The sequence below is a fragment of the Acinetobacter sp. ASP199 genome (genome assembly GCF_022700675.1).
GTDB lineage: Bacteria > Pseudomonadota > Gammaproteobacteria > Pseudomonadales > Moraxellaceae > Acinetobacter.
The window spans coordinates 1351948-1369681 of sequence record NZ_CP062182.1 but is presented as its reverse complement, the minus strand read 5'-3'; the positions used below and the strand labels follow the sequence as shown (position 1 = coordinate 1369681).

18 protein-coding genes are annotated in these 17734 nt (G+C 40.5%); 6 read left to right on the top strand and 12 right to left on the bottom strand.

Annotation, left to right across the window (positions count from 1 at the left end; all coding sequences use genetic code 11):
* Nucleotides 1-103 precede the first annotated feature (103 nt).
* Nucleotides 104-334: a hypothetical protein gene (locus IHE35_RS06385; RefSeq protein WP_242789795.1), complete on the bottom strand. Its 231-nt coding sequence runs from the start codon at nucleotides 332-334 to the stop codon at nucleotides 104-106.
* Between the two features lie 252 nt (nucleotides 335-586).
* On the opposite strand from IHE35_RS06385, the gene IHE35_RS06380 reads away from it, so the two are divergent.
* A complete protein-coding gene (locus IHE35_RS06380) occupies nucleotides 587-1069 on the top strand; it encodes a nicotinamide-nucleotide amidohydrolase family protein (protein ID WP_242789794.1) in 483 nt (160 codons plus the stop codon).
* A 38-nt stretch (nucleotides 1070-1107) separates the two neighbouring features.
* Nucleotides 1108-1722, top strand: a complete 615-nt coding sequence (locus IHE35_RS06375) for an aminotransferase (RefSeq protein WP_242789793.1) — start codon at nucleotides 1108-1110, stop codon at nucleotides 1720-1722.
* 96 nt (nucleotides 1723-1818) lie between these two features.
* On the opposite strand, the gene prpC is transcribed toward IHE35_RS06375, so the two are convergent.
* Together prpC and prpB are read right to left on the bottom strand one after the other, a co-directional pair.
* The gene (prpC, locus tag IHE35_RS06370; RefSeq protein WP_242789792.1) at nucleotides 1819-2961 is read right to left on the bottom strand and encodes a 2-methylcitrate synthase; all 1143 of its coding nucleotides are present in this window, start codon (nucleotides 2959-2961) and stop codon (nucleotides 1819-1821) included.
* A 4-nt stretch (nucleotides 2962-2965) separates the two neighbouring features.
* Nucleotides 2966-3850 carry a methylisocitrate lyase gene (gene prpB, locus IHE35_RS06365; protein ID WP_004810717.1) on the bottom strand — a complete coding sequence of 295 codons (885 nt, stop codon included), beginning with the start codon at nucleotides 3848-3850 and terminating at the stop codon, nucleotides 2966-2968.
* A gap of 232 nt (nucleotides 3851-4082) precedes the next feature.
* Here prpB and IHE35_RS06360 point away from each other — a divergent pair, with 232 nt between their 5' ends.
* From IHE35_RS06360 to IHE35_RS06350, 3 genes are all read left to right on the top strand, one after another.
* A complete protein-coding gene (locus IHE35_RS06360) occupies nucleotides 4083-4736 on the top strand; it encodes a TetR/AcrR family transcriptional regulator (protein WP_242789791.1) in 654 nt (217 codons plus the stop codon).
* 110 nt (nucleotides 4737-4846) lie between these two features.
* Nucleotides 4847-5767, top strand: a complete 921-nt coding sequence (gene argF, locus IHE35_RS06355; RefSeq protein WP_004812788.1) for an ornithine carbamoyltransferase — start codon at nucleotides 4847-4849, stop codon at nucleotides 5765-5767.
* A gap of 100 nt (nucleotides 5768-5867) precedes the next feature.
* Nucleotides 5868-6338: a hypothetical protein gene (locus tag IHE35_RS06350; protein WP_242789790.1), complete on the top strand. Its 471-nt coding sequence runs from the start codon at nucleotides 5868-5870 to the stop codon at nucleotides 6336-6338.
* Between the two features lie 34 nt (nucleotides 6339-6372).
* On the opposite strand, the gene IHE35_RS06345 is transcribed toward IHE35_RS06350, so the two are convergent.
* A complete protein-coding gene (locus tag IHE35_RS06345; RefSeq protein ID WP_242789789.1) occupies nucleotides 6373-8019 on the bottom strand; it encodes a hypothetical protein in 1647 nt (548 codons plus the stop codon).
* Between the two features lie 132 nt (nucleotides 8020-8151).
* Between IHE35_RS06345 and IHE35_RS06340 the strand changes: the two genes are divergently transcribed.
* The gene (locus tag IHE35_RS06340; protein WP_242786770.1) at nucleotides 8152-9084 is read left to right on the top strand and encodes an IS5-like element IS17 family transposase; all 933 of its coding nucleotides are present in this window, start codon (nucleotides 8152-8154) and stop codon (nucleotides 9082-9084) included.
* A gap of 192 nt (nucleotides 9085-9276) precedes the next feature.
* On the opposite strand, the gene IHE35_RS06335 is transcribed toward IHE35_RS06340, so the two are convergent.
* The 8 genes from IHE35_RS06335 to IHE35_RS06300 form a co-directional block, all read right to left on the bottom strand.
* The gene (locus tag IHE35_RS06335) at nucleotides 9277-9630 is read right to left on the bottom strand and encodes a YnfA family protein (RefSeq protein WP_242789788.1); all 354 of its coding nucleotides are present in this window, start codon (nucleotides 9628-9630) and stop codon (nucleotides 9277-9279) included.
* A 102-nt stretch (nucleotides 9631-9732) separates the two neighbouring features.
* Nucleotides 9733-12009 (bottom strand): ATP-dependent Clp protease ATP-binding subunit ClpA, encoded by a 2277-nt coding sequence (gene clpA / locus IHE35_RS06330; protein WP_242789787.1) that lies wholly within the window; start codon nucleotides 12007-12009, stop codon nucleotides 9733-9735.
* A 9-nt stretch (nucleotides 12010-12018) separates the two neighbouring features.
* Nucleotides 12019-12432, bottom strand: a complete 414-nt coding sequence (gene clpS, locus IHE35_RS06325; RefSeq protein ID WP_242789786.1) for an ATP-dependent Clp protease adapter ClpS — start codon at nucleotides 12430-12432, stop codon at nucleotides 12019-12021.
* A 19-nt stretch (nucleotides 12433-12451) separates the two neighbouring features.
* A complete protein-coding gene (locus IHE35_RS06320; RefSeq protein WP_242789785.1) occupies nucleotides 12452-13201 on the bottom strand; it encodes a DUF6776 family protein in 750 nt (249 codons plus the stop codon).
* Nucleotides 13202-13276: 75 nt separating this feature from the next.
* The gene (gene argC, locus IHE35_RS06315) at nucleotides 13277-14332 is read right to left on the bottom strand and encodes an N-acetyl-gamma-glutamyl-phosphate reductase (RefSeq protein WP_242789967.1); all 1056 of its coding nucleotides are present in this window, start codon (nucleotides 14330-14332) and stop codon (nucleotides 13277-13279) included.
* Between the two features lie 134 nt (nucleotides 14333-14466).
* Nucleotides 14467-14835, bottom strand: a complete 369-nt coding sequence (locus IHE35_RS06310; protein ID WP_242789784.1) for a hypothetical protein — start codon at nucleotides 14833-14835, stop codon at nucleotides 14467-14469.
* A 127-nt stretch (nucleotides 14836-14962) separates the two neighbouring features.
* A complete protein-coding gene (locus IHE35_RS06305) occupies nucleotides 14963-16549 on the bottom strand; it encodes a rhodanese-like domain-containing protein (protein ID WP_242789783.1) in 1587 nt (528 codons plus the stop codon).
* A gap of 72 nt (nucleotides 16550-16621) precedes the next feature.
* Nucleotides 16622-17569, bottom strand: a complete 948-nt coding sequence (locus tag IHE35_RS06300; protein ID WP_242789782.1) for an aliphatic sulfonate ABC transporter substrate-binding protein — start codon at nucleotides 17567-17569, stop codon at nucleotides 16622-16624.
* Nucleotides 17570-17734 lie beyond the last annotated feature (165 nt).

The following is a 17734-nucleotide window of genomic DNA, read 5'->3' as shown; positions in this document are numbered from 1 at the left end:
AAATTATATTCATAAAAAACATCTTATAATATCTTGTTATCTAATATTTTATTAAGAAACCTCTACAAGAGAGGTTCATTTCAAATCTGCTTCATAAAATGAATTAAATCGCGACTACTTTTACAATAATCGTTTGGGTGTCTTCTTTTTCATCAGGCAATTGCAGACGTTTTAGTTCCTTGCTTTTCACCTTTAATGTTAAATTCTGGTAATTAATAATCGCAGGGATCTGATCAAAATACTGTGCATCTGCATCAATTTCTTCCTGAAATAAAGGGGTACCCAACTGATAATCCAAACTTTTCAGGACCACATATTTAACTGTAGTTTTCATTGTAACAACCTACTTTCATCAAGCACTTTATTTTTATTTTTACCACTGTTTAAGCTGAGATGATACTGCTAAATGCAAATTTTGTTTAACTCTTGGACGAACAGATTCAGCAGCTGAACTCTGGGCACGTGTATCTAATATTTAGCTCTTAACAGCATATTTTGTATAAATGTATACAATCGTAAGGAGGATTGAAGACTACGCATTTCGTCTATACATTTAGTACATCACCCTCAAATAAAAATGATAGCCATGTTAAAAGACTGTTGTGATTTGCTCGAACAAAAAAAACTGAAAGTTGCTTTTGTAGAAAGTGCAAGCTCAGGTTATTTAAGCAGCCAGTTTTCGATTTACAAAGAATGTGGTGCACAAATCCTGATTGGTGGTCTGGTCTGCTATGATCCGCAATTAAAAATGTCAATTCTTGGTGTACCCGAAGAAACGATTGATAAATATACTGCTGAATCGATGGAAGTTACTCAACTCCTCGCCACTTCAGGAAAAAAACTGTTTAAAGAAGCCGATCTGATTGTGGCTTGTACCGGCCTGCTCAAACCAGGTGGTAGTGAATGTAAAGAAAAGCCGGTAGGAACGTTTTTTATCTCGATTTTCTATGAAGGTCAAACCTATGATTATCGTTATCTGATTGATGGCACACCTGAGCAACGTCTGGATAAATTAACGGAACAAATTGCTGATCAGATGATTGAATTGATTAATCGCAAAGCTGCTTAATTTACTACTTCATAAAAGTTGCTGGAATGAGGATAAGGATGAAAATCAAAATTAGTTTATTTTTGCTTGGTCTTTGTCTCAGCCCATTGAGCCTTGCGACGGTGGGTGGCCCGCAAAACATTGAAGTTTTGGGTTATGAAGTTAAGGACCAAAAACTCTATCTGCTGCGCCATTATCTGGATGGTCGCGGACGTTTGCCCCAACTGTATTATTATAATTTTAAATCCAAGACACCAAACCAACTGGTTCAGGTCAATTCTCTTTATATCAATCCTAAAACTAGGAAAATTGACTATGATCAGGACAGTAAAAAGTTTGATCAGGAAATTGCCAAAATCAAGAAACGTTTAACTCCTGTGATTCCACGTACTCAGCAGAATATCCAGCTCAAGGTATTAAAGACCAGTAAAGGCACTGCATCTGCATGGTATGATCCGCAACAGAGGGTTTCGAAATGGAGCTATCAATATCGGATTGAATCGGGTCGCTATAAGAGCCCGACTCAAAAGGCTGTCAGCTACAAACCTGATTTAAGGCTAAACCAAACCTATAAAATTCCGAAACAGGATAAATTACTGGTCACTGTTAAATATTTAGGCATTCCATTTGAAACCGGGTATCACATTGAAGATCCAGCCCTGCTCAGCCGTTAAACGAAAATTCAATAAAACCAGAACTAAATAAAAATAGTCCATAAAAAATAAGGTCTGACTGGAGACCTTATTTTTTTTATTTACAATATCTGTAACTTAAACTGTTACAGCGCCACGCTCAGCAATCGGAACCACTTTACGTAGTTCCGGACCCGTATAGTCTGCACTTGGACGAATAATACGGTTATCAGCACGCTGTTCCATTACATGTGCTGCCCAACCGGTAACGCGTGACATCACAAAGATCGGCGTAAACAGTTTGGTTGGAATACCCATAAAGTGATAAGCAGATGCATGGAAGAAATCAGCATTACAGAATAATTTTTTCTCACGCCACATGACTTCTTCACAACGGACTGAGACTGGATAAAGTACGGTGTCACCCACATCTTTCGCCAGCTTCTCTGACCACTGCTTGATAATACCGTTACGCGGATCATTGTCTTTGTAGATTGCATGACCGAAGCCCATGATCTTTTCTTTACGTTCCAGCATACCCAGCATTTCACGCTCAGCTTCTTCTGGCGACGTCCAGTTTTCAATCATATCCATCGCGGCTTCATTGGCACCACCATGCAGGGGACCACGTAGTGAGCCAATCGCACCGGTAATACAAGAATGTAGATCAGACAATGTCGATGCACATACACGTGCAGTAAAGGTTGAAGCATTGAATTCATGCTCTGCATACAGAATCAGTGATACGTTCATCACCTGTTCATGCAAGGCATTTGGCTTTTCACCACGCAGTAAATGCAGGAATTGAGCACCGATCGAATCATCATCGGTATTTTCATCAATACGAATGCCGTCATGGCTATAGCGATACCAGTAACAGATAATCGCGGGTAATGTCGCTAGAATACGATCTGCTACATCCTGCTGTTCAGCAAAAGACTTTTCTGTTTCCAGATTACCCAGCATGGAGACACCTGTACGCATCACATCCATCGGATGTGAATCTGCCGGAATACGTTCCAGCACTTCTTTCAGTGCTTGCGGAAGGCGACGTAATGACTTAAGTTTGGCTTTATATGCTGCAAGCTGCTCAGCAGTTGGCAATTCACCAAAGAAAATCAGATAGGCCACTTCTTCAAACTGGCAGTGTTCAGCCAGATCCTGCACATCGTAACCACGATAAGTTAGTCCTGCACCGCTTTTGCCTACTGTTGAAAGTGCCGTTTTCCCTGCCACCTGTCCACGCAATCCTGCGCCAGTGAGTACTTTTCCTTCAGCCATTGTTTTAATTCTCCTGCTTAAACAGTTTATCTAATGTGTCTTCGAAGCTGTGATAATCTAAAAATTCGTAGAGTTCTTTTCGTTGTTGCATTTTGTCCAGTACATTCACCTGAGTACCATTTTGACGGATCGACTGCATCACTTCTAAAGCTGCCTTTTGCATTGCACGGGTAGCAGACAATGGATATAGCACCATACGGATACCTTGCTCGGCAAGCTCCTCTGTCGTGTAATACGGTGTATCACCAAATTCGGTGATATTTGCCAAGACTGGTACACCCACTGCATCGCAGACTGTTCTATACATGGTGATGTCCGTCATTGCCTCAGCAAAGATCGCATCGGCACCCGCTTCGACACAGGCACAAGCACGATCAATCACCGCCTGTAAGCCTTCTTTTTGTAAGGCATCGGTACGTGCCATCACCACAAAATTGGAATCAGTCTTGGCATCCACTGCCGCCTTGATCCGGTCTACCATTTCCTGTTGCGATACGATTTCTTTATTTGGACGGTGGCCGCAACGCTTTTGTGCTACCTGGTCTTCAATATGTACTGCTGCTGCGCCAGCTGCAATCATCTGCTTAATGCTACGAGCAATATTAAATGCACCACCCCAGCCTGTATCAATATCTACCAATAATGGCGTATCCACACGTTCAGTAATACGGCGTACATCTTCAAGGACATTATCAAGACTGGTCATGCCCAGGTCAGGCAATCCATAAGAATAATTGGCCACACCGGCACCAGAGACATAAAGGGCTTTATATCCGACCTGTTTCGCCATCATGGCTGCATAGGCATTTACGGTTCCAATGATTTGTAGTGGTTTCTCAGTTTCTAATGCTTCTCTAAACTTTAAACCTGCAGACATTTGTTGTGTCATCTTCCCTTTCCACAGTGTTGGCTATAATTATTGAAGTTCGAGTATACCTATTCAAAACGCTCAATCCATGGCCTGATAGAATAAAAACTCTAAAACTTTAGTCAAATAATCCAGATAGATTTAGCATAAATCCTAGTCAAAACAATAGATACAACAGTCTCCATGAAATGTGTGCACAACTTTGTTATGATGACAACTGAAATAATCAAAAAGTGCTGATTTAGTCGTCAATATGCAGGATCTTGTTCAACTGGAACCCTTAGCCAAAGATGTACCACCCACCAAACGTGGTCATGAGCGTTGTCTCGCCCTTTTGATCAGTGCGACAGAGCTGTTCCTGGAACATGGTTATGATGCTGTATCTCTTGATGACATTGTCCATCATGCTGGTGGCTCCAAAGCTTCAATTTATAAATACTTTGGCAATAAAGAAGGCCTGTTTAAGGCGATCTGTGATTACCGCCGTACCCAGTTCTTTAAAGATATCTGTCTGCCTTTTTCTTTAGACAGTTCCGAAGACTTTAGAAGCTATCTGATCAAGACTTTACTAAACTTTTACTGGCATATTAAGCAGCCGGAAAATGCTGCATTTATGCGACTAATTGTGGAGCAAAGCGGACGTAATCTGGATATTGCCCGGCATATTCATGAACAGGGTCCAAAACATATCCAGCACTCTATTGCTGAAGTACTGTCACAGGCACATGACAAAGGCCTGCTCAGCTGCCCAAATCCGTTATTTTCTGCGCAATTGTATTTTGGTATTTTAAGAAATATGGAGTGGCGCATTTTAATGGGCTTGCCAAGCGATGAAACTGATCAGGAAACTGTCAAATATGTAAATTATTGTGTTGATCGTTTCCTGGACGGTCATCAAAAAGTCTAGTTTTTTTGCAATTTCCTATTCATATAGTATATTAGCCGATTCCGTATTTTTTTAACTAACCAACAACTAATTGTTGACCTCTTTTTTCAGCAATTATTGTGGAGTAACGAATGGCTCTCCGTCACTTTCTGACTTTACGCGATTTATCGACTTTAGAACTTAACCAGATTCTGCAACGCGCCATTGAGCTCAAGCGCAAACAGCATAACAATGAAGTTTTCCAACCGTTTGTTGGTAAAGTCATGGGGATGATTTTTGAGAAATCCAGTACCCGTACGCGTGTTTCGTTTGAAGCTGGCATGACCCAATTCGGCGGCAGCGCAATTTTCCTTTCTTCACGTGACACTCAATTGGGCCGTGGCGAACCAATCGAAGATTCTGCACGTGTAATTTCAAGCATGCTTGATGTCGTGATGATTCGTACTTTTGGTCATGATATTGTTGAACGTTTTGCTTCTTATTCTAAAGTGCCGGTAATTAATGCCCTGACTGATGACCACCACCCTTGCCAGCTGCTTGCTGACATGCAAACTTACCTGGAACATCGTGGTCCTATCGAAGGTAAAACTGTGGCGTGGATCGGTGATGGCAACAACATGTGTAATTCATATATTGAAGCTGCGCACATGTGGGGCTTTAAGCTAAAAATTGCCGCGCCTAAAGGTTATGAACCACAAGAAAAATTCTTATCTGAATTTGCGCACTGTGTAGAGCTGGTAGACTCAGCTGAAGATGCAGCAGTCAATGCCGACCTGATCGTGACAGACGTTTGGGCAAGTATGGGACAGGAAGAAGAACAGAAAATCCGTGAGAAAGCATTTGCTGATTATCAAGTCAATGAACGTTTGATGGATCTGGCTCACCCGGACTGCTTGTTCATGCATTGCTTGCCTGCGCACCGTGGTGAAGAAATTTCAGAAAATATGTTGGATCACAAAAATGCTGTGGTTTGGGATGAAGCTGAAAACCGCTTACATGCTCAGAAAGCATTGGTTGAATTCCTGATCAATGAAAATCTGAAAAAAGACTAAGTTTTTAGACTTAAGTTTTTTTAAAAAGCACCTTCGGGTGCTTTTTTTATGCTTATAAATTGGTTAATTTAAATCATAAACATTTTAAGTGATTATGATCATGCCATATAAAACAATATTTTTATGTTTAAGTACTTTTCTATTATTCAATACAGCACATGCCAAAGCTACTGAACTTGATCAATATTTTGTTAAAAAGCAAATTCTGGATTCATCTTACGCGATTAAAGACCGTAAAGCCCTGAATGAAATTTTAGATGTCATCAGTGATGAAGATTCACGCACCCTGCCTTTCCAGATCGATCAAAACCTGCTGATGGAAAAATATCAAATGAGTGCGAATGAAGTAAAAATTGAAGGTATTATCACCACTCCTGATTTTACCCAGTTTGCTCAAGATGTGGGAGATAAGGAAGTCAAAAAAATGCTGAGAAAAAATATCCTGAAAAGTTGCAGCTTATTATTTGAAAATGAATTTCAGCGTGTTAATCCATATCAGGTTGACCTAAAACTGTCATCTGAAAGCAAGAACTATGACTTTAAAATTAAGAATAGTGAATGTAGATTCTAATAAATAAAAAGCCCTAAAATTTAGGGCTTTTTATTTAATTTGATATCTTATCAATAATAGTATGTTTTTCTAACTGTTTAATGTGTATCAATAAAAGTTTAGCCTGCACAATAGCTTCCCAATCGGTTTGTGCTGTCAAAAAAAGTCCAGCACAGCTACCACGATCATCTTCGCCCACTACTTCTGCAATATAACCATAATTCAGATCATTTAAGCCTTTTTGCTTTAGTTTGGAAACCACAATTGTTCTTTGCTGGAATGCATTATTGTTTACAGATTTAACAGCTTTCACAAATTTGGAAATTTCTTCATTTTTTCTGACCAAGTTAAAAATTTTCTCAACATAGTCATTGCCATGATGATCATTTCCATTATGTTTAGGCGCGGAATGATTTGACTTAACATTAAAATTTGGATTTGCCAGTAAATAACGCGCAATCCATTTTTTCAAATCCTTCGTCATAAATGTATTTTGTGTCTGCTTTTCCTGAACCAACTCACCCTGTACTATCTTTAGTTTTTCCTGTAGTTGCTTATTTTCGGTTTCTGTCGATTGCAATTTTCTTTCAACTTCATCCATCAGTATTGTAGAAGCATCCAGATCCTCTAACAGTTTAGTGTTGCGTAATGCCAACTCCTGTCTTACCTCTGCAAGAGCTTGTAAATTATGTTCGTAATTATCTATTTTATCTTGACTATCTGTTTTAATTAAACTGATTTCATTCGCATAATATTGATTAATTTCAAGCGTTTTTTCCTGAAGAATATGATCTACATCATTGGCATATTTGCTCTCAGCATCATGCAATGCTTTTAATTTCTCCGCTTTTATTTCCTGAATATGTGCATTCAGTTGCTCTTTTTCCAACTTAATTTTTGCATTTAGCTCAACTAGTGCCGAATCTAACTGCTGTTTTTCCTGAGTCATTGCTAAATGCTGCTTTCCCAGCTCATTTACCGCTGATTCAGCCTGATCCAGCTGTTTGTTTAAAGCATTATTTTGTGATTTTAATTTTAATTTTTCGTTATAGAGCTGTTCAATCACGTCATTCTTAGTCACGATTACCTGTTCTGAACTCTCCCATTTTCGCAGCAATGTTTTAAAATAACCTTTAGCCAAGAGCAGTAATACAATAATCAGAAAGAAATAACATAACGCCGGGCTAGAACGAGGAATTGCAACGAATTGCCAATAATTGGTGAGATTTTTCCAATAACTTTTATCTATTCCATTTTGTGCAGCATATTTCCAGTCCATCACAGAGAAAGTCAAACTACGCATCATACTTTTCAACAGAGGTGGGGTCACCAGTTTTTCATAGCTCACCATATAGAGATGGTCCTTTGCCTGAATTGACTGCTGATAGGTAACGGCAATCCGGTTATCCTTATAGCTTTCCAGGTTTTGTGCATAAAATGGTTCTGCGTTCACACTGAGGGTGATTTTGCCTTTAATGCTGGAATGATCAATAAATGTTTTAATCATTTGAGTACAATTTTCAGCCCTAGATTCACAATTTTGAATCAGTGCCTGCAATTGTGACGCTTCATAACGCATTTCACGTATAGTGGTTTTTTCTTCATTCTTGTAAAAGAAAAAATTGTTAATCGCTACCAATAGACAAACGATAAGCAAAAGGAAAAAAGTATAGATAGCTCTGATTAAGTATATGTTTTTCATGACTATTGGCTCAATATAATTACAATAATTACATTTCATTACAAACCAAAAAACAAATATTTATTAAAGATATAACAGGGCTTTGTTGCACAAACCTATCTGTAAAGGCTTTTTCAGCGATATAATTTTCAAATGAAGAAGCCTACACACAAAATCTACCGCACAACCAATTGGCCCGCATATAACCGAGCACTCATGAGTCGCGGAAATATTGTCATTTGGTTTGATCCTGCTACGCAATGGTATGCTCCATCAAAAGGCAAACAAGGGCGAAATCAAACCTACTCCGACGCAGCTATCCAATGCTGCTTAATGATTAAATCCTTATTCCGTCTATCTTTACGTATGGTCACTGGCTTTGTGCAAAGTCTGATTGAACTTTGCGGATTAAATTGGACCGCACCAGATTACAGTACGCTTTGTAGAAGACAAAAGCATATTGATATTGCAATCAGCTACCAAAAAAGTAGCGATGGGCTGCATCTACTCGTAGACTCTACAGGCATGAAGTTTCTAGGTGAGGGCGAATGGAAACGCAAGAAACATGGAGCTGAATATCGTCGCCAATGGCGTAAACTACATATTGGTATAGATGCCAAAACCCTACAAATACGCGCTATTCAGCTCACAACCAATAATGTCGGTGATTCACAGGTGCTTGGTGATTTACTTAATCAGATTCCACAAGATGAGCAGATTGACTCTGTTTATACCGATGGAGCTTATGACACCAAGCAATGCCGTCAGGTCATTGCAGATCGGCAAGCACATGCGGTGATTCCACCTAGAAAAAATGCGAAACCATGGAAAGATACAAAGATCAGCTCGCTAGAGCGAAATGAATTACTTCGAACAGTTAAACGTTTAGGCAGGACATTATGGAAAAAATGGTCAGGCTATCATCGCCGCAGTTTGGTGGAAACCAAGATGCATTGCATCAAATTATTAGGCGATAAATTAATGGCAAGAAGCTTTCCTAGTCAGGTGAATGAAATTCATGCACGTGTAGCAGTCCTCAACAGATTTACGGAATTAGGTCGACCACTTACCCAAGTTACGCCTTAAATTTGGCTCAATTAGGGGCGCTTTGCATTTCAAATCTTTGTGCAACAAAGCCATATAACAGTATTAAAATTTATTAGACTTATTAAATAATATATCTAGCCAAAATCTCAAACATCCTATTTACATGCTTCTATTTTATTAAATCGGATTAATCTGACTTAATAAATACAATACATTAAGATAATATACTTATTAACGGATTAAACCTTGGGGTTGCATGATAATAATCAGTGCCCCCAAAATAACCACTGCACCACCAAGCAGATCCCATCGAGACAGGCTGATCTGATCCACAAAACGTAACCACATCAGTGCACTAAAAATATAGATACCACCATAGGCTGCATAAATTCGGCCTGAAGCAGCAGGATGCAAAGTAAGTAACCAGACAAAAGCTGCGAGTGCCAATACCGTCGGCACCCAGAACCAGTGACTTTTACCCTGATTCAAAATCAGATAGGGAAAATAACAGCCCAGAATTTCCATCACCGCCGTGACCAGAAACAGACAGAAAGTAGTAATAAGTTTAGTGAACTGAAATTCCATATCTTGTTAAATCTTAACCAGGCGATAAATCTTCATCAGATCATAGCAATAAAGAAATAAAATAACCCGTGCAAGCACGGGTTATTTTACGCTGAGTGGAATTTAGGCGGGTTCAGCAGTCTGATCTTCAAACACTTCAAGTTTCAAGCCCACAGCTTTACCATTTTCCTTCTTCACAGATACAGCAACATTACCACCATTGTCTGCCAGTTCACCAAACAGAATCATTTCCGCTAGTGGTTTTTTCAGGTGTTCCTGAATCAGACGTTGCATTGGACGAGCACCCATTAAACGGTCATAACCGTTTTCAGCCATCCATTCTCGTGCACTCTGATCAACTTCCAGAATAACTTTCTTCTCATCTAGTTGTGCTTGCAGTTCAGTTAAGAACTTGTCGACCACATTTTCAATGATCGTACTTGGTAAGGCCTTGAACTGGATCACGCCGTCGAGACGGTTACGGAATTCAGGTGAGAATGCTTTTTTCATCGCTTCCTGATTATCATTGCTGTTGTCTTGTTCCATGAAACCAATACTGACACGGGAAATACTTTCGGCGCCAATATTGGTGGTCAGTACAAGCACCACATTACGGAAATCTGACTTACGACCGTTGTTATCGGTCAATGAGCCATGATCCATAATTTGCAGCAACAGGTTAAATACATCCGGATGCGCTTTTTCGATTTCATCCATGAGTAATACACAATGCGGATTTTTATGAATCGCATCAGTCAGCAAACCACCCTGATCAAAACCGACATAACCTGGAGGTGCACCGATGAGACGAGACACCGCATGACGTTCCATATATTCAGACATATCGAAACGAACCAGCTCTACTCCCATCAGTTTCGCTAATTGCTTGGTCACTTCAGTTTTGCCGACACCGGTTGGACCTGCAAAAACAAAACTACCGACTGGCTTATCTGGAGATTTCAGACCTGCCCGAGACAGCTTGATTGCAGAACCGAGTGCTTCAATAGCTTCATCCTGACCGAAGACCACACGTTTCAAATCACGCTCAAGATTTTCTAATACAGTCTTGTCATCTTTAGAAACTGTTTTTGGTGGAATACGGGCAATTTTCGAGACGATATCTTCGATATTTTCTACCGTAATCAAGCTGTCATCTTGCTCAGCTTTCAAACGGCGTTGCGCACCTGCTTCATCGATTACATCAATGGCTTTATCTGGCAAGAAACGGTCATTAATAAACTTCGCTGACAGCTCTACTGCTGATACCAAAGCTTGATCTTCATATTGAACATGGTGGAAATCTTCAAATTTAGATTTCAGACCACGCAGAATATCAATAGTTTCAGGAATTGAAGGCTCATTCACATCAATTTTCTGGAAGCGACGCGATAAAGCATGATCTTTTTCAAAAACCTGACGGTATTCCTGGAAGGTGGTCGAACCTATGCAACGCAATGAACCATTCGCCAGTGCTGGCTTAATCAGGTTCGAAGCATCCATGGTACTTCCCATGCTGGAACCTGCACCGATGATCATATGAATTTCATCAATGAACAGCACTGCATCCGGTTTTTTCTTCAAGGCATTGAGAAGTTGTTTCAGACGTTTTTCAAAGTCACCACGATATTTGGTTCCTGCCACCAGTGCACCGATATCCAGACTGTAGATTTCAGCATTTTCCAGTGGTTTTGGTGCTTTACCATTCACAATCAGCCAAGCCAGACCTTCGGCAATCGATGTTTTACCCACACCTGGATCACCGACCAGCAACGGATTATTTTTACGACGGCGACAAAGAATTTGTGCAGCACGCTCAATTTCTTTTTCACGGCCAATCAATGGATCAGTTTTACCTTTTTGTGCCTCGAGATTCAGGTTAGTGGTGTATAGATCTAATGGACCTGAGGCACTCGATGATCCGGTTTCGCCATCCAGCTCTTCAATCTCTTCTTCGTTCTGCACTTCTTCCTTGCGGGTGCCATGCGACAAATATTGAGTCAAGGTTAAACGGTTAATCTGATGACGTTTGAGCAGATAAACTGCAAACGAGTCACGCTCTGAGTACATCGCAACTAGAATGTCCGCACCTTCTACCGTACGGTCTCCACCACTCGACTGTACATGGAAAATGGCACGCTGCAGGATCCGGTCAAAACTTTCAGTTGGATGAGGTGCCTGATCGTTATTTTCGCCGAGTTTTGGGGTGTGTTGTTCTACGTATTCTTCAAGTTCTTTACGCAGCACAATAATGTCTGCACCGCATGCTTTAAGGGCATTTACGGCAGAATCATTGTCGAGTAAAGCCAATAATAAATGTTCTACTGTCAGGAACTCATGTCTCTTCTGACGAGCCATGCTAACAGCCAAACGTAGTGATACTTCTAATTGACGACTGAGCATGCAACCCCCTTAATCTTTAGGCTCTATCTGGCAAAGTAAAGGATGACCTTGTGATCGAGCGTAATTATTGACCTGGTTCGCTTTCGTTTCCGCAATGTCTCTTGGATAGACGCCAGCAACACCTTTTCCTTCATAATGTACAGTTAGCATTACTTGTGTAGCTTGGTCAAGATTCATTGCAAAGTATTGTTGTAAAATTTCAATTACAAACTCCATTGGGGTGTAATCGTCATTCATCAATACCACAGCATACATCGGCGGGCGCTTCAGTTCAGGGGGTGCTGTTTGGACTGCAATATCAGCATCTTCATCATGTAAAGGGTCATTTGCTAAGCGAGGGCTTATGTGCCAGTCGACCACACCAGACTGGTTAAAAGAGTTCTTGATTTCACTTAAACAAATATGACGCTTGTTGCTAGGCATAAGATTTACATTTCACACTTTAGTTTGCATTAGCTTCTGTCTGAGGAATCTCTGACAGGAATGCAGATTGATTTTCAATTGCCTCGCCCTTGCTCCAGCTAAAACGGCGGGTAACAGGCTTGCTTGTACCAGTCAGGCGAACTTCTATAAATTCTGGTACAAAACCTTTCGGCATCGTCCAACGACCCGTCAGACGCTCATAATTTTCGAAATTAAAGTTTTTGTCTGCCAACGGCACGACTAAAATTTCAGTACCCCGAATCAGGCGCAATTCAACCGAACCAGAAACACGCCCCTTGCCTGGACTCACCTGAATCAGATCAAGCTGATACTCAAAGGCATTTTCAGGCAAAGATTTCACTGCCAGATGCTGGACAGATAATGGCATACCGCCACGTTGACGCAGCACTTCACGATATAAGGTCGCTAGATTTTCTGCCTGCGTATGTTCATCACGGGCTTGATTCATCGCAAGATACAGGTCATTGGCATTGCTTACGGCCAGATCACGTTCCTGCGTTGCTGTATTCAGGGTTTTATTCAGTGTTTCCAGACTGGCTTTCTGCTTTTGTACGACTTCAACCAGCTGTTCAGCATCCGCCTCAAAACCTACAACAGTCAGACCTTGACGATGACCTACCGAATAGCCAAGTAGACCACTGCTCAGCACCAGAATGGCAGCACCTATCGCAAGTGGCGTATTCCCTTTAAGAAATGGCATTTTCTTCTTGTCATCTGTGGGCAGATTGTGAGGCTCAGTATTCGGCATTGTCATCTCTTCTATCTTTTTCAAGACACACATTTAAATCGAAATTCAAATGTGTGTGAAGTTCTAATACGTTTTTTATGGTAATAAAGCAATGTTTTCCAAGCCAGCATTTTCAGCGAAGCCAAACATCAGGTTCATATTCTGTACTGCCTGACCTGCTGCACCTTTCACCAGGTTATCTTGTGCGACCAGAATAACCAGTTTCGTCGGTTGAGGCTTGTACAGTGCAATACGTAATTCATTAGCACCACGTACTGAACGGGTTTCTGGTGAACTACCAGCTGGCATTACATCAACAAACTGTTCATTGGCATAGAACTGTTCATAAAGTGCTTGCAGATCTGCTGCCTGGCCTGCTTCAGTCAGGTCGATGTAAATCGTTGACAGCATACCGCGAATCATTGGCACCAGATGTGGTACAAATAAAATATGGTCAAATACACCTTTTTGACCTGAGATATTTTCTAATGCTTCTACAATTTCTGGGTGATGACGATGACCTGCGATGCCATAAGCTTTAAAGTTATCTGCATTTTCAGAATAAATCATACCAAGGCTGGCTTTACGACCTGCACCTGACACCCCTGATTTAGCATCGATAATAATACTTTCAGGTTTCACTAAAGCTTCCGCAGATTTTAATACTGGTGCTAAACCTAACTGCACAGTTGTTGGATAACAACCCGGGTTTCCAATCACACTTGCCTGTTTGATCTTGTCACGGTTCAGTTCAGACAGACCATATACAGAATCTTGCAATACAGATGGACAAACATGTTCCATGCCGTACCATTTTTCAAACTGTTCCAAGTCCTGCAAACGGAAATCTGCTGCCAGGTCTATGACTTTAGTATTTGCAGCCACCAGTTCTTCTGCATGTTTCATCGCAACGCCGTGTGGAGTCGCAAAGAATACAACGTCACATGACTTAAGCAGATCAATGCTCAGGTCAGAAAATTCTAAATCGGTATGACCACGCAGACTTGGGAACATATCGTCTACACGACGACCAGCTTCAGTACGTGAAGTCAGTGCTTTTACATTTACATTTGGATGTCGCAGTAATAGACGTAAAAGTTCAACGCCTGTATAACCTGTACCGCCCACAATACCCACTGAAATCACGACAATTACCTCTAACTAGATGTTTCCATTTATGCTCCGTAGTATGACAGGAACTTGTGGTTTTCTAAACTCTTTCGCTAAGGAATGCTGATTTTTTATATATTTTGAAATGAATCTTTAAAGATAAAATTGAAACATGTTTAAACCTGTTCACTGGTTGCTGGCGTAGACCAACTATAATAACAAAGATAAATTACAAATAAGAAAGCAGGCAATGCCAAAAAGATGATGGTGTCTAATCGAATCATAAATGGAATCAAGCCCAAAATAGCCAATAATATTGCGCTGGCTGAATTTTTTTTGGGTATTGGACGATGCTCAATCCATAAAATAGCCATATAAAATAGCATTCCCCAAGCGAGCACTCCTGTCAGCATAAAAAACTTGACAATTAATGGATAATCCATGGGTAAACTTGGGAAAAAAATACTGTATAAAAATAGTCCGTAAAAGAACAGTGCAGGAAGCGAGAATATAAAAATTAAAATTGTGAGGATTAACCGCATCATGAATACTTCTAATTTATCGTTATCATTGGTTTTATATTATCGAATAAGTATATAAATGCACAGTTAATGCTGCATAAATGCTTCAAATCAATAAAGTCGCCGTGGCGACTTTAATTAGTATAAAAAATTAAATGGTGAAAAATCCATGCGTCCCATCTTTTTTAAGTTGATCGACTAAACCAAACTCCCAATCCAGATAGGCTTGCATCGCTTCATATGAGTTGTCTGTGCCTTCATAAGGGCGTTTATAGCGATCAATTTGCGGTGAAAGCGCTTGTACATTGTCTATGGTTAACGAATAGCCAGCTTGTTCCCAAGCAACATTACCACCTTCAAGCACATATACCTTCTTATGTAATGCTTGTATTTCTTCAGCAGCGTAACTTGCCAAAATTGAACGACTACATGTCACTACAATCGCATCTTTAGCTTGAAATTCCGCTTGTTGAATTAGTTCAACTGCTTCGGTCTTGAGTAGCCATGCAGCATCAGGAATATGCGCTTTCTTATACAGTGCAAAAGGCTGTACATCCCAAATCGCGATATTTTGTGTTGCTTTTAACTCGTGAAGTTGAGTTGGATTTATATATTCCACTGTATCAATGACAGGTAATTTTGGCGACCAAACCCCATCCGCTGTAAATGCTTTAGAAAAATCAGTTTCTAGTACATACACTTCCCAGTTCATTTGCCCTAACCAAGATCCAGTCATGTAGGCACGAATCAGTTGATCATCAACCAGTACAATTCGTGCACCACGAACGGCGGCATTATGGTCCGTTTCTTGAACCAGTTGTCCACCTGCAACCCAACGGGAACCTGCTAGATGCGCTTGAATATATTCTTCTTCATCACGCACATCAAAAACATAAGTCGTGCGATTCGTTTCTGCTCGTAGTGAGTGAAGCTGATCAAGAGAAATGGTTTTTACACCTGCTTTTTGCGCTAGGATTTTCGCATTGACTAAAAGCTGTGGCTGAACTTCAGTCTGCACATCTTTAAATGATCGTGTTTGACCCTGTTCTAAGTTTTGACCTGCAAGTGTCCAACCAATCGTTCCATTTCTGAGCGCATAAACAGGATGCGGGATTTGAGCATTGACCAAGGACTGCGTACCAATAATGCTACGGGTACGTCCTGCACAGTTTACAATAATGGTGGTATTTTCATCTTTCACCAAGTTTGGTGCACGATACACCAATTCAGCACCGGGTACGCTTCGACCCGATGGAATACTCATGGTGTTATATTCATCAAAACGACGTGCATCTAAAATCACAATATTTTCTTTTGCATCTATTTTAGCTTGCACTTCTTCAGCACTTAGCGACGGCGTTTGTTTATAGTTTTCAACCCATTCACCGAAGGCTTTAGTTGCAGAGTTCACATCAATAAATAACTCCCCACCATCTCGTGCCCACGCGTCAATTCCACCCTTCAATACATGAACCTGACGATATCCATAACGAAGTAATTTTTGATAAGCACGTTCTACTCGACCATCAGCAGCATCATAAAGAACAATCGTGGTCTCTAAACGTGGAATTCGATTCAGAATTTCAACCTCTATACGTGAAAGTGAAATATTGGTTGTAAAGAGTGGATGCCCTTGTGCATAAATATGCTCCTCACGTAAATCTACAATTGCGATTTCTTCACGGTTCAGGAGCTTTTCTCGGATTTGAACATAATTTAGTTCTGGGATATTTGACATAAATGACTCAAGTTTGCTTAGGCTATTTTCATAAAGATAAAAAACCCCAACTGAATGTTGAGGCCTTTAGAATTAATGTGCTTTAAAAATGTCAGATGCTTGAGCATCAATGGTATTCGGGATCAGCTTTTCAATGAAAAATGCATCCGCAATTTTTTGCTGTTCCGGCATATCTTCTAAAATCACTGGCTGAACATCGTAAGAACGGTTCGCATTGGCTTTAAGTACGACTTCATGTGGCAAGTCACCCCAAAGTGGTGCCAAAACTTTAGCTGCTTCATCCGGGTTTGCTTTAATCCATGCCGCTTTTTCTTTCAAAATATCAATAATGTCATTCAGCAATGCTGGGTTTTCTTGCGCAAATTTTTGACCCGTTAAGTAGTAGCGTGCGTAGCTTGCTAAACCTTCACCTGAAGCAAGTATTTTTGCATTTTGTACCACTGTGCCACTTGAAACATACGGTTCCCAAGTCACCCATGCATCCACACCACCATGTTCAAAGGCAGCACGACCATCTGCTGGACTTAACCATGCTGGGGTAATGTCTTGAAAACTCAAACCTGCTTGGTTTAAGGCAGCAATCAGTAAGTAATGACTACCCGCTGCTTTGGTTACCGCAATTTTCTTGCCTTTCAAATCTGCAATACTTTGAATGTTTGAATTCTTTGGAATTAAAATCGCTTGTGCATTTGGAGATGCTGTTTCTTTGGCATAGTAAGTGAGTTTTGCCTGCGCTGCTTGAGCAAATACTGGAACTGTATCTGCCACATCCGCAGTGACATCGACACTGCCCACGTTCAATGCTTCAAGCAGTGGCTGACCACTGGTAAATTCATGCCAACTAACTTTGACATTCTTTTCTGCCAGTTTCTTTTCCAGCTCACCCGATTCTTTCAGTAAAGTCATTAATGTTGATGAACGTTGATAACCAATCCGCACATTATCGGCTTTGTAGATCTGATCTTCAGCTTCCTGTGAAGATTGTGAATGATCAGGTTTACTACATGCGCTTAAAAACACACTCAAGATCAGCGAAAAAATAAATAATACCCTGGATTGAACCATCCTAATCTACCCCATGTACTGGAAAATATGCTTCTTTGCTTTATGCCTAAAGCAGCTAGGAAACATTTAATTTTTCAGCATTCTAGAAAAGCAGACTATGGATTAAAAATAATCTATTTT

Bases quoted from the DNA above. Each gene is read 5' to 3' on its own strand.
- clpS (WP_242789786.1), bottom strand. From the start codon at position 12,432: ATGCCTAGCAACAAGCGTCATATTTGTTTAAGTGAAATCAAGAACTCT.
- prpB (WP_004810717.1), bottom strand. From the start codon at position 3,850: ATGACACAACAAATGTCTGCAGGTTTAAAGTTTAGAGAAGCATTAGAA.
- IHE35_RS06335 (WP_242789788.1), bottom strand. From the start codon at position 9,630: ATGGAATTTCAGTTCACTAAACTTATTACTACTTTCTGTCTGTTTCTG.
- IHE35_RS06380 (WP_242789794.1), top strand. From the start codon at position 587: ATGTTAAAAGACTGTTGTGATTTGCTCGAACAAAAAAAACTGAAAGTT.
- prpC (WP_242789792.1), bottom strand. From the start codon at position 2,961: ATGGCTGAAGGAAAAGTACTCACTGGCGCAGGATTGCGTGGACAGGTG.
- IHE35_RS06340 (WP_242786770.1), top strand. From the start codon at position 8,152: ATGAAGAAGCCTACACACAAAATCTACCGCACAACCAATTGGCCCGCA.
- IHE35_RS06385 (WP_242789795.1), bottom strand. From the start codon at position 334: ATGAAAACTACAGTTAAATATGTGGTCCTGAAAAGTTTGGATTATCAG.
- argF (WP_004812788.1), top strand. From the start codon at position 4,847: ATGGCTCTCCGTCACTTTCTGACTTTACGCGATTTATCGACTTTAGAA.
- clpA (WP_242789787.1), bottom strand. From the start codon at position 12,009: ATGCTCAGTCGTCAATTAGAAGTATCACTACGTTTGGCTGTTAGCATG.
- IHE35_RS06375 (WP_242789793.1), top strand. From the start codon at position 1,108: ATGAAAATCAAAATTAGTTTATTTTTGCTTGGTCTTTGTCTCAGCCCA.
- IHE35_RS06360 (WP_242789791.1), top strand. From the start codon at position 4,083: ATGCAGGATCTTGTTCAACTGGAACCCTTAGCCAAAGATGTACCACCC.
- IHE35_RS06350 (WP_242789790.1), top strand. From the start codon at position 5,868: ATGCCATATAAAACAATATTTTTATGTTTAAGTACTTTTCTATTATTC.
- IHE35_RS06310 (WP_242789784.1), bottom strand. From the start codon at position 14,835: ATGATGCGGTTAATCCTCACAATTTTAATTTTTATATTCTCGCTTCCT.
- IHE35_RS06305 (WP_242789783.1), bottom strand. From the start codon at position 16,549: ATGTCAAATATCCCAGAACTAAATTATGTTCAAATCCGAGAAAAGCTC.
- IHE35_RS06345 (WP_242789789.1), bottom strand. From the start codon at position 8,019: ATGAAAAACATATACTTAATCAGAGCTATCTATACTTTTTTCCTTTTG.
- IHE35_RS06320 (WP_242789785.1), bottom strand. From the start codon at position 13,201: ATGCCGAATACTGAGCCTCACAATCTGCCCACAGATGACAAGAAGAAA.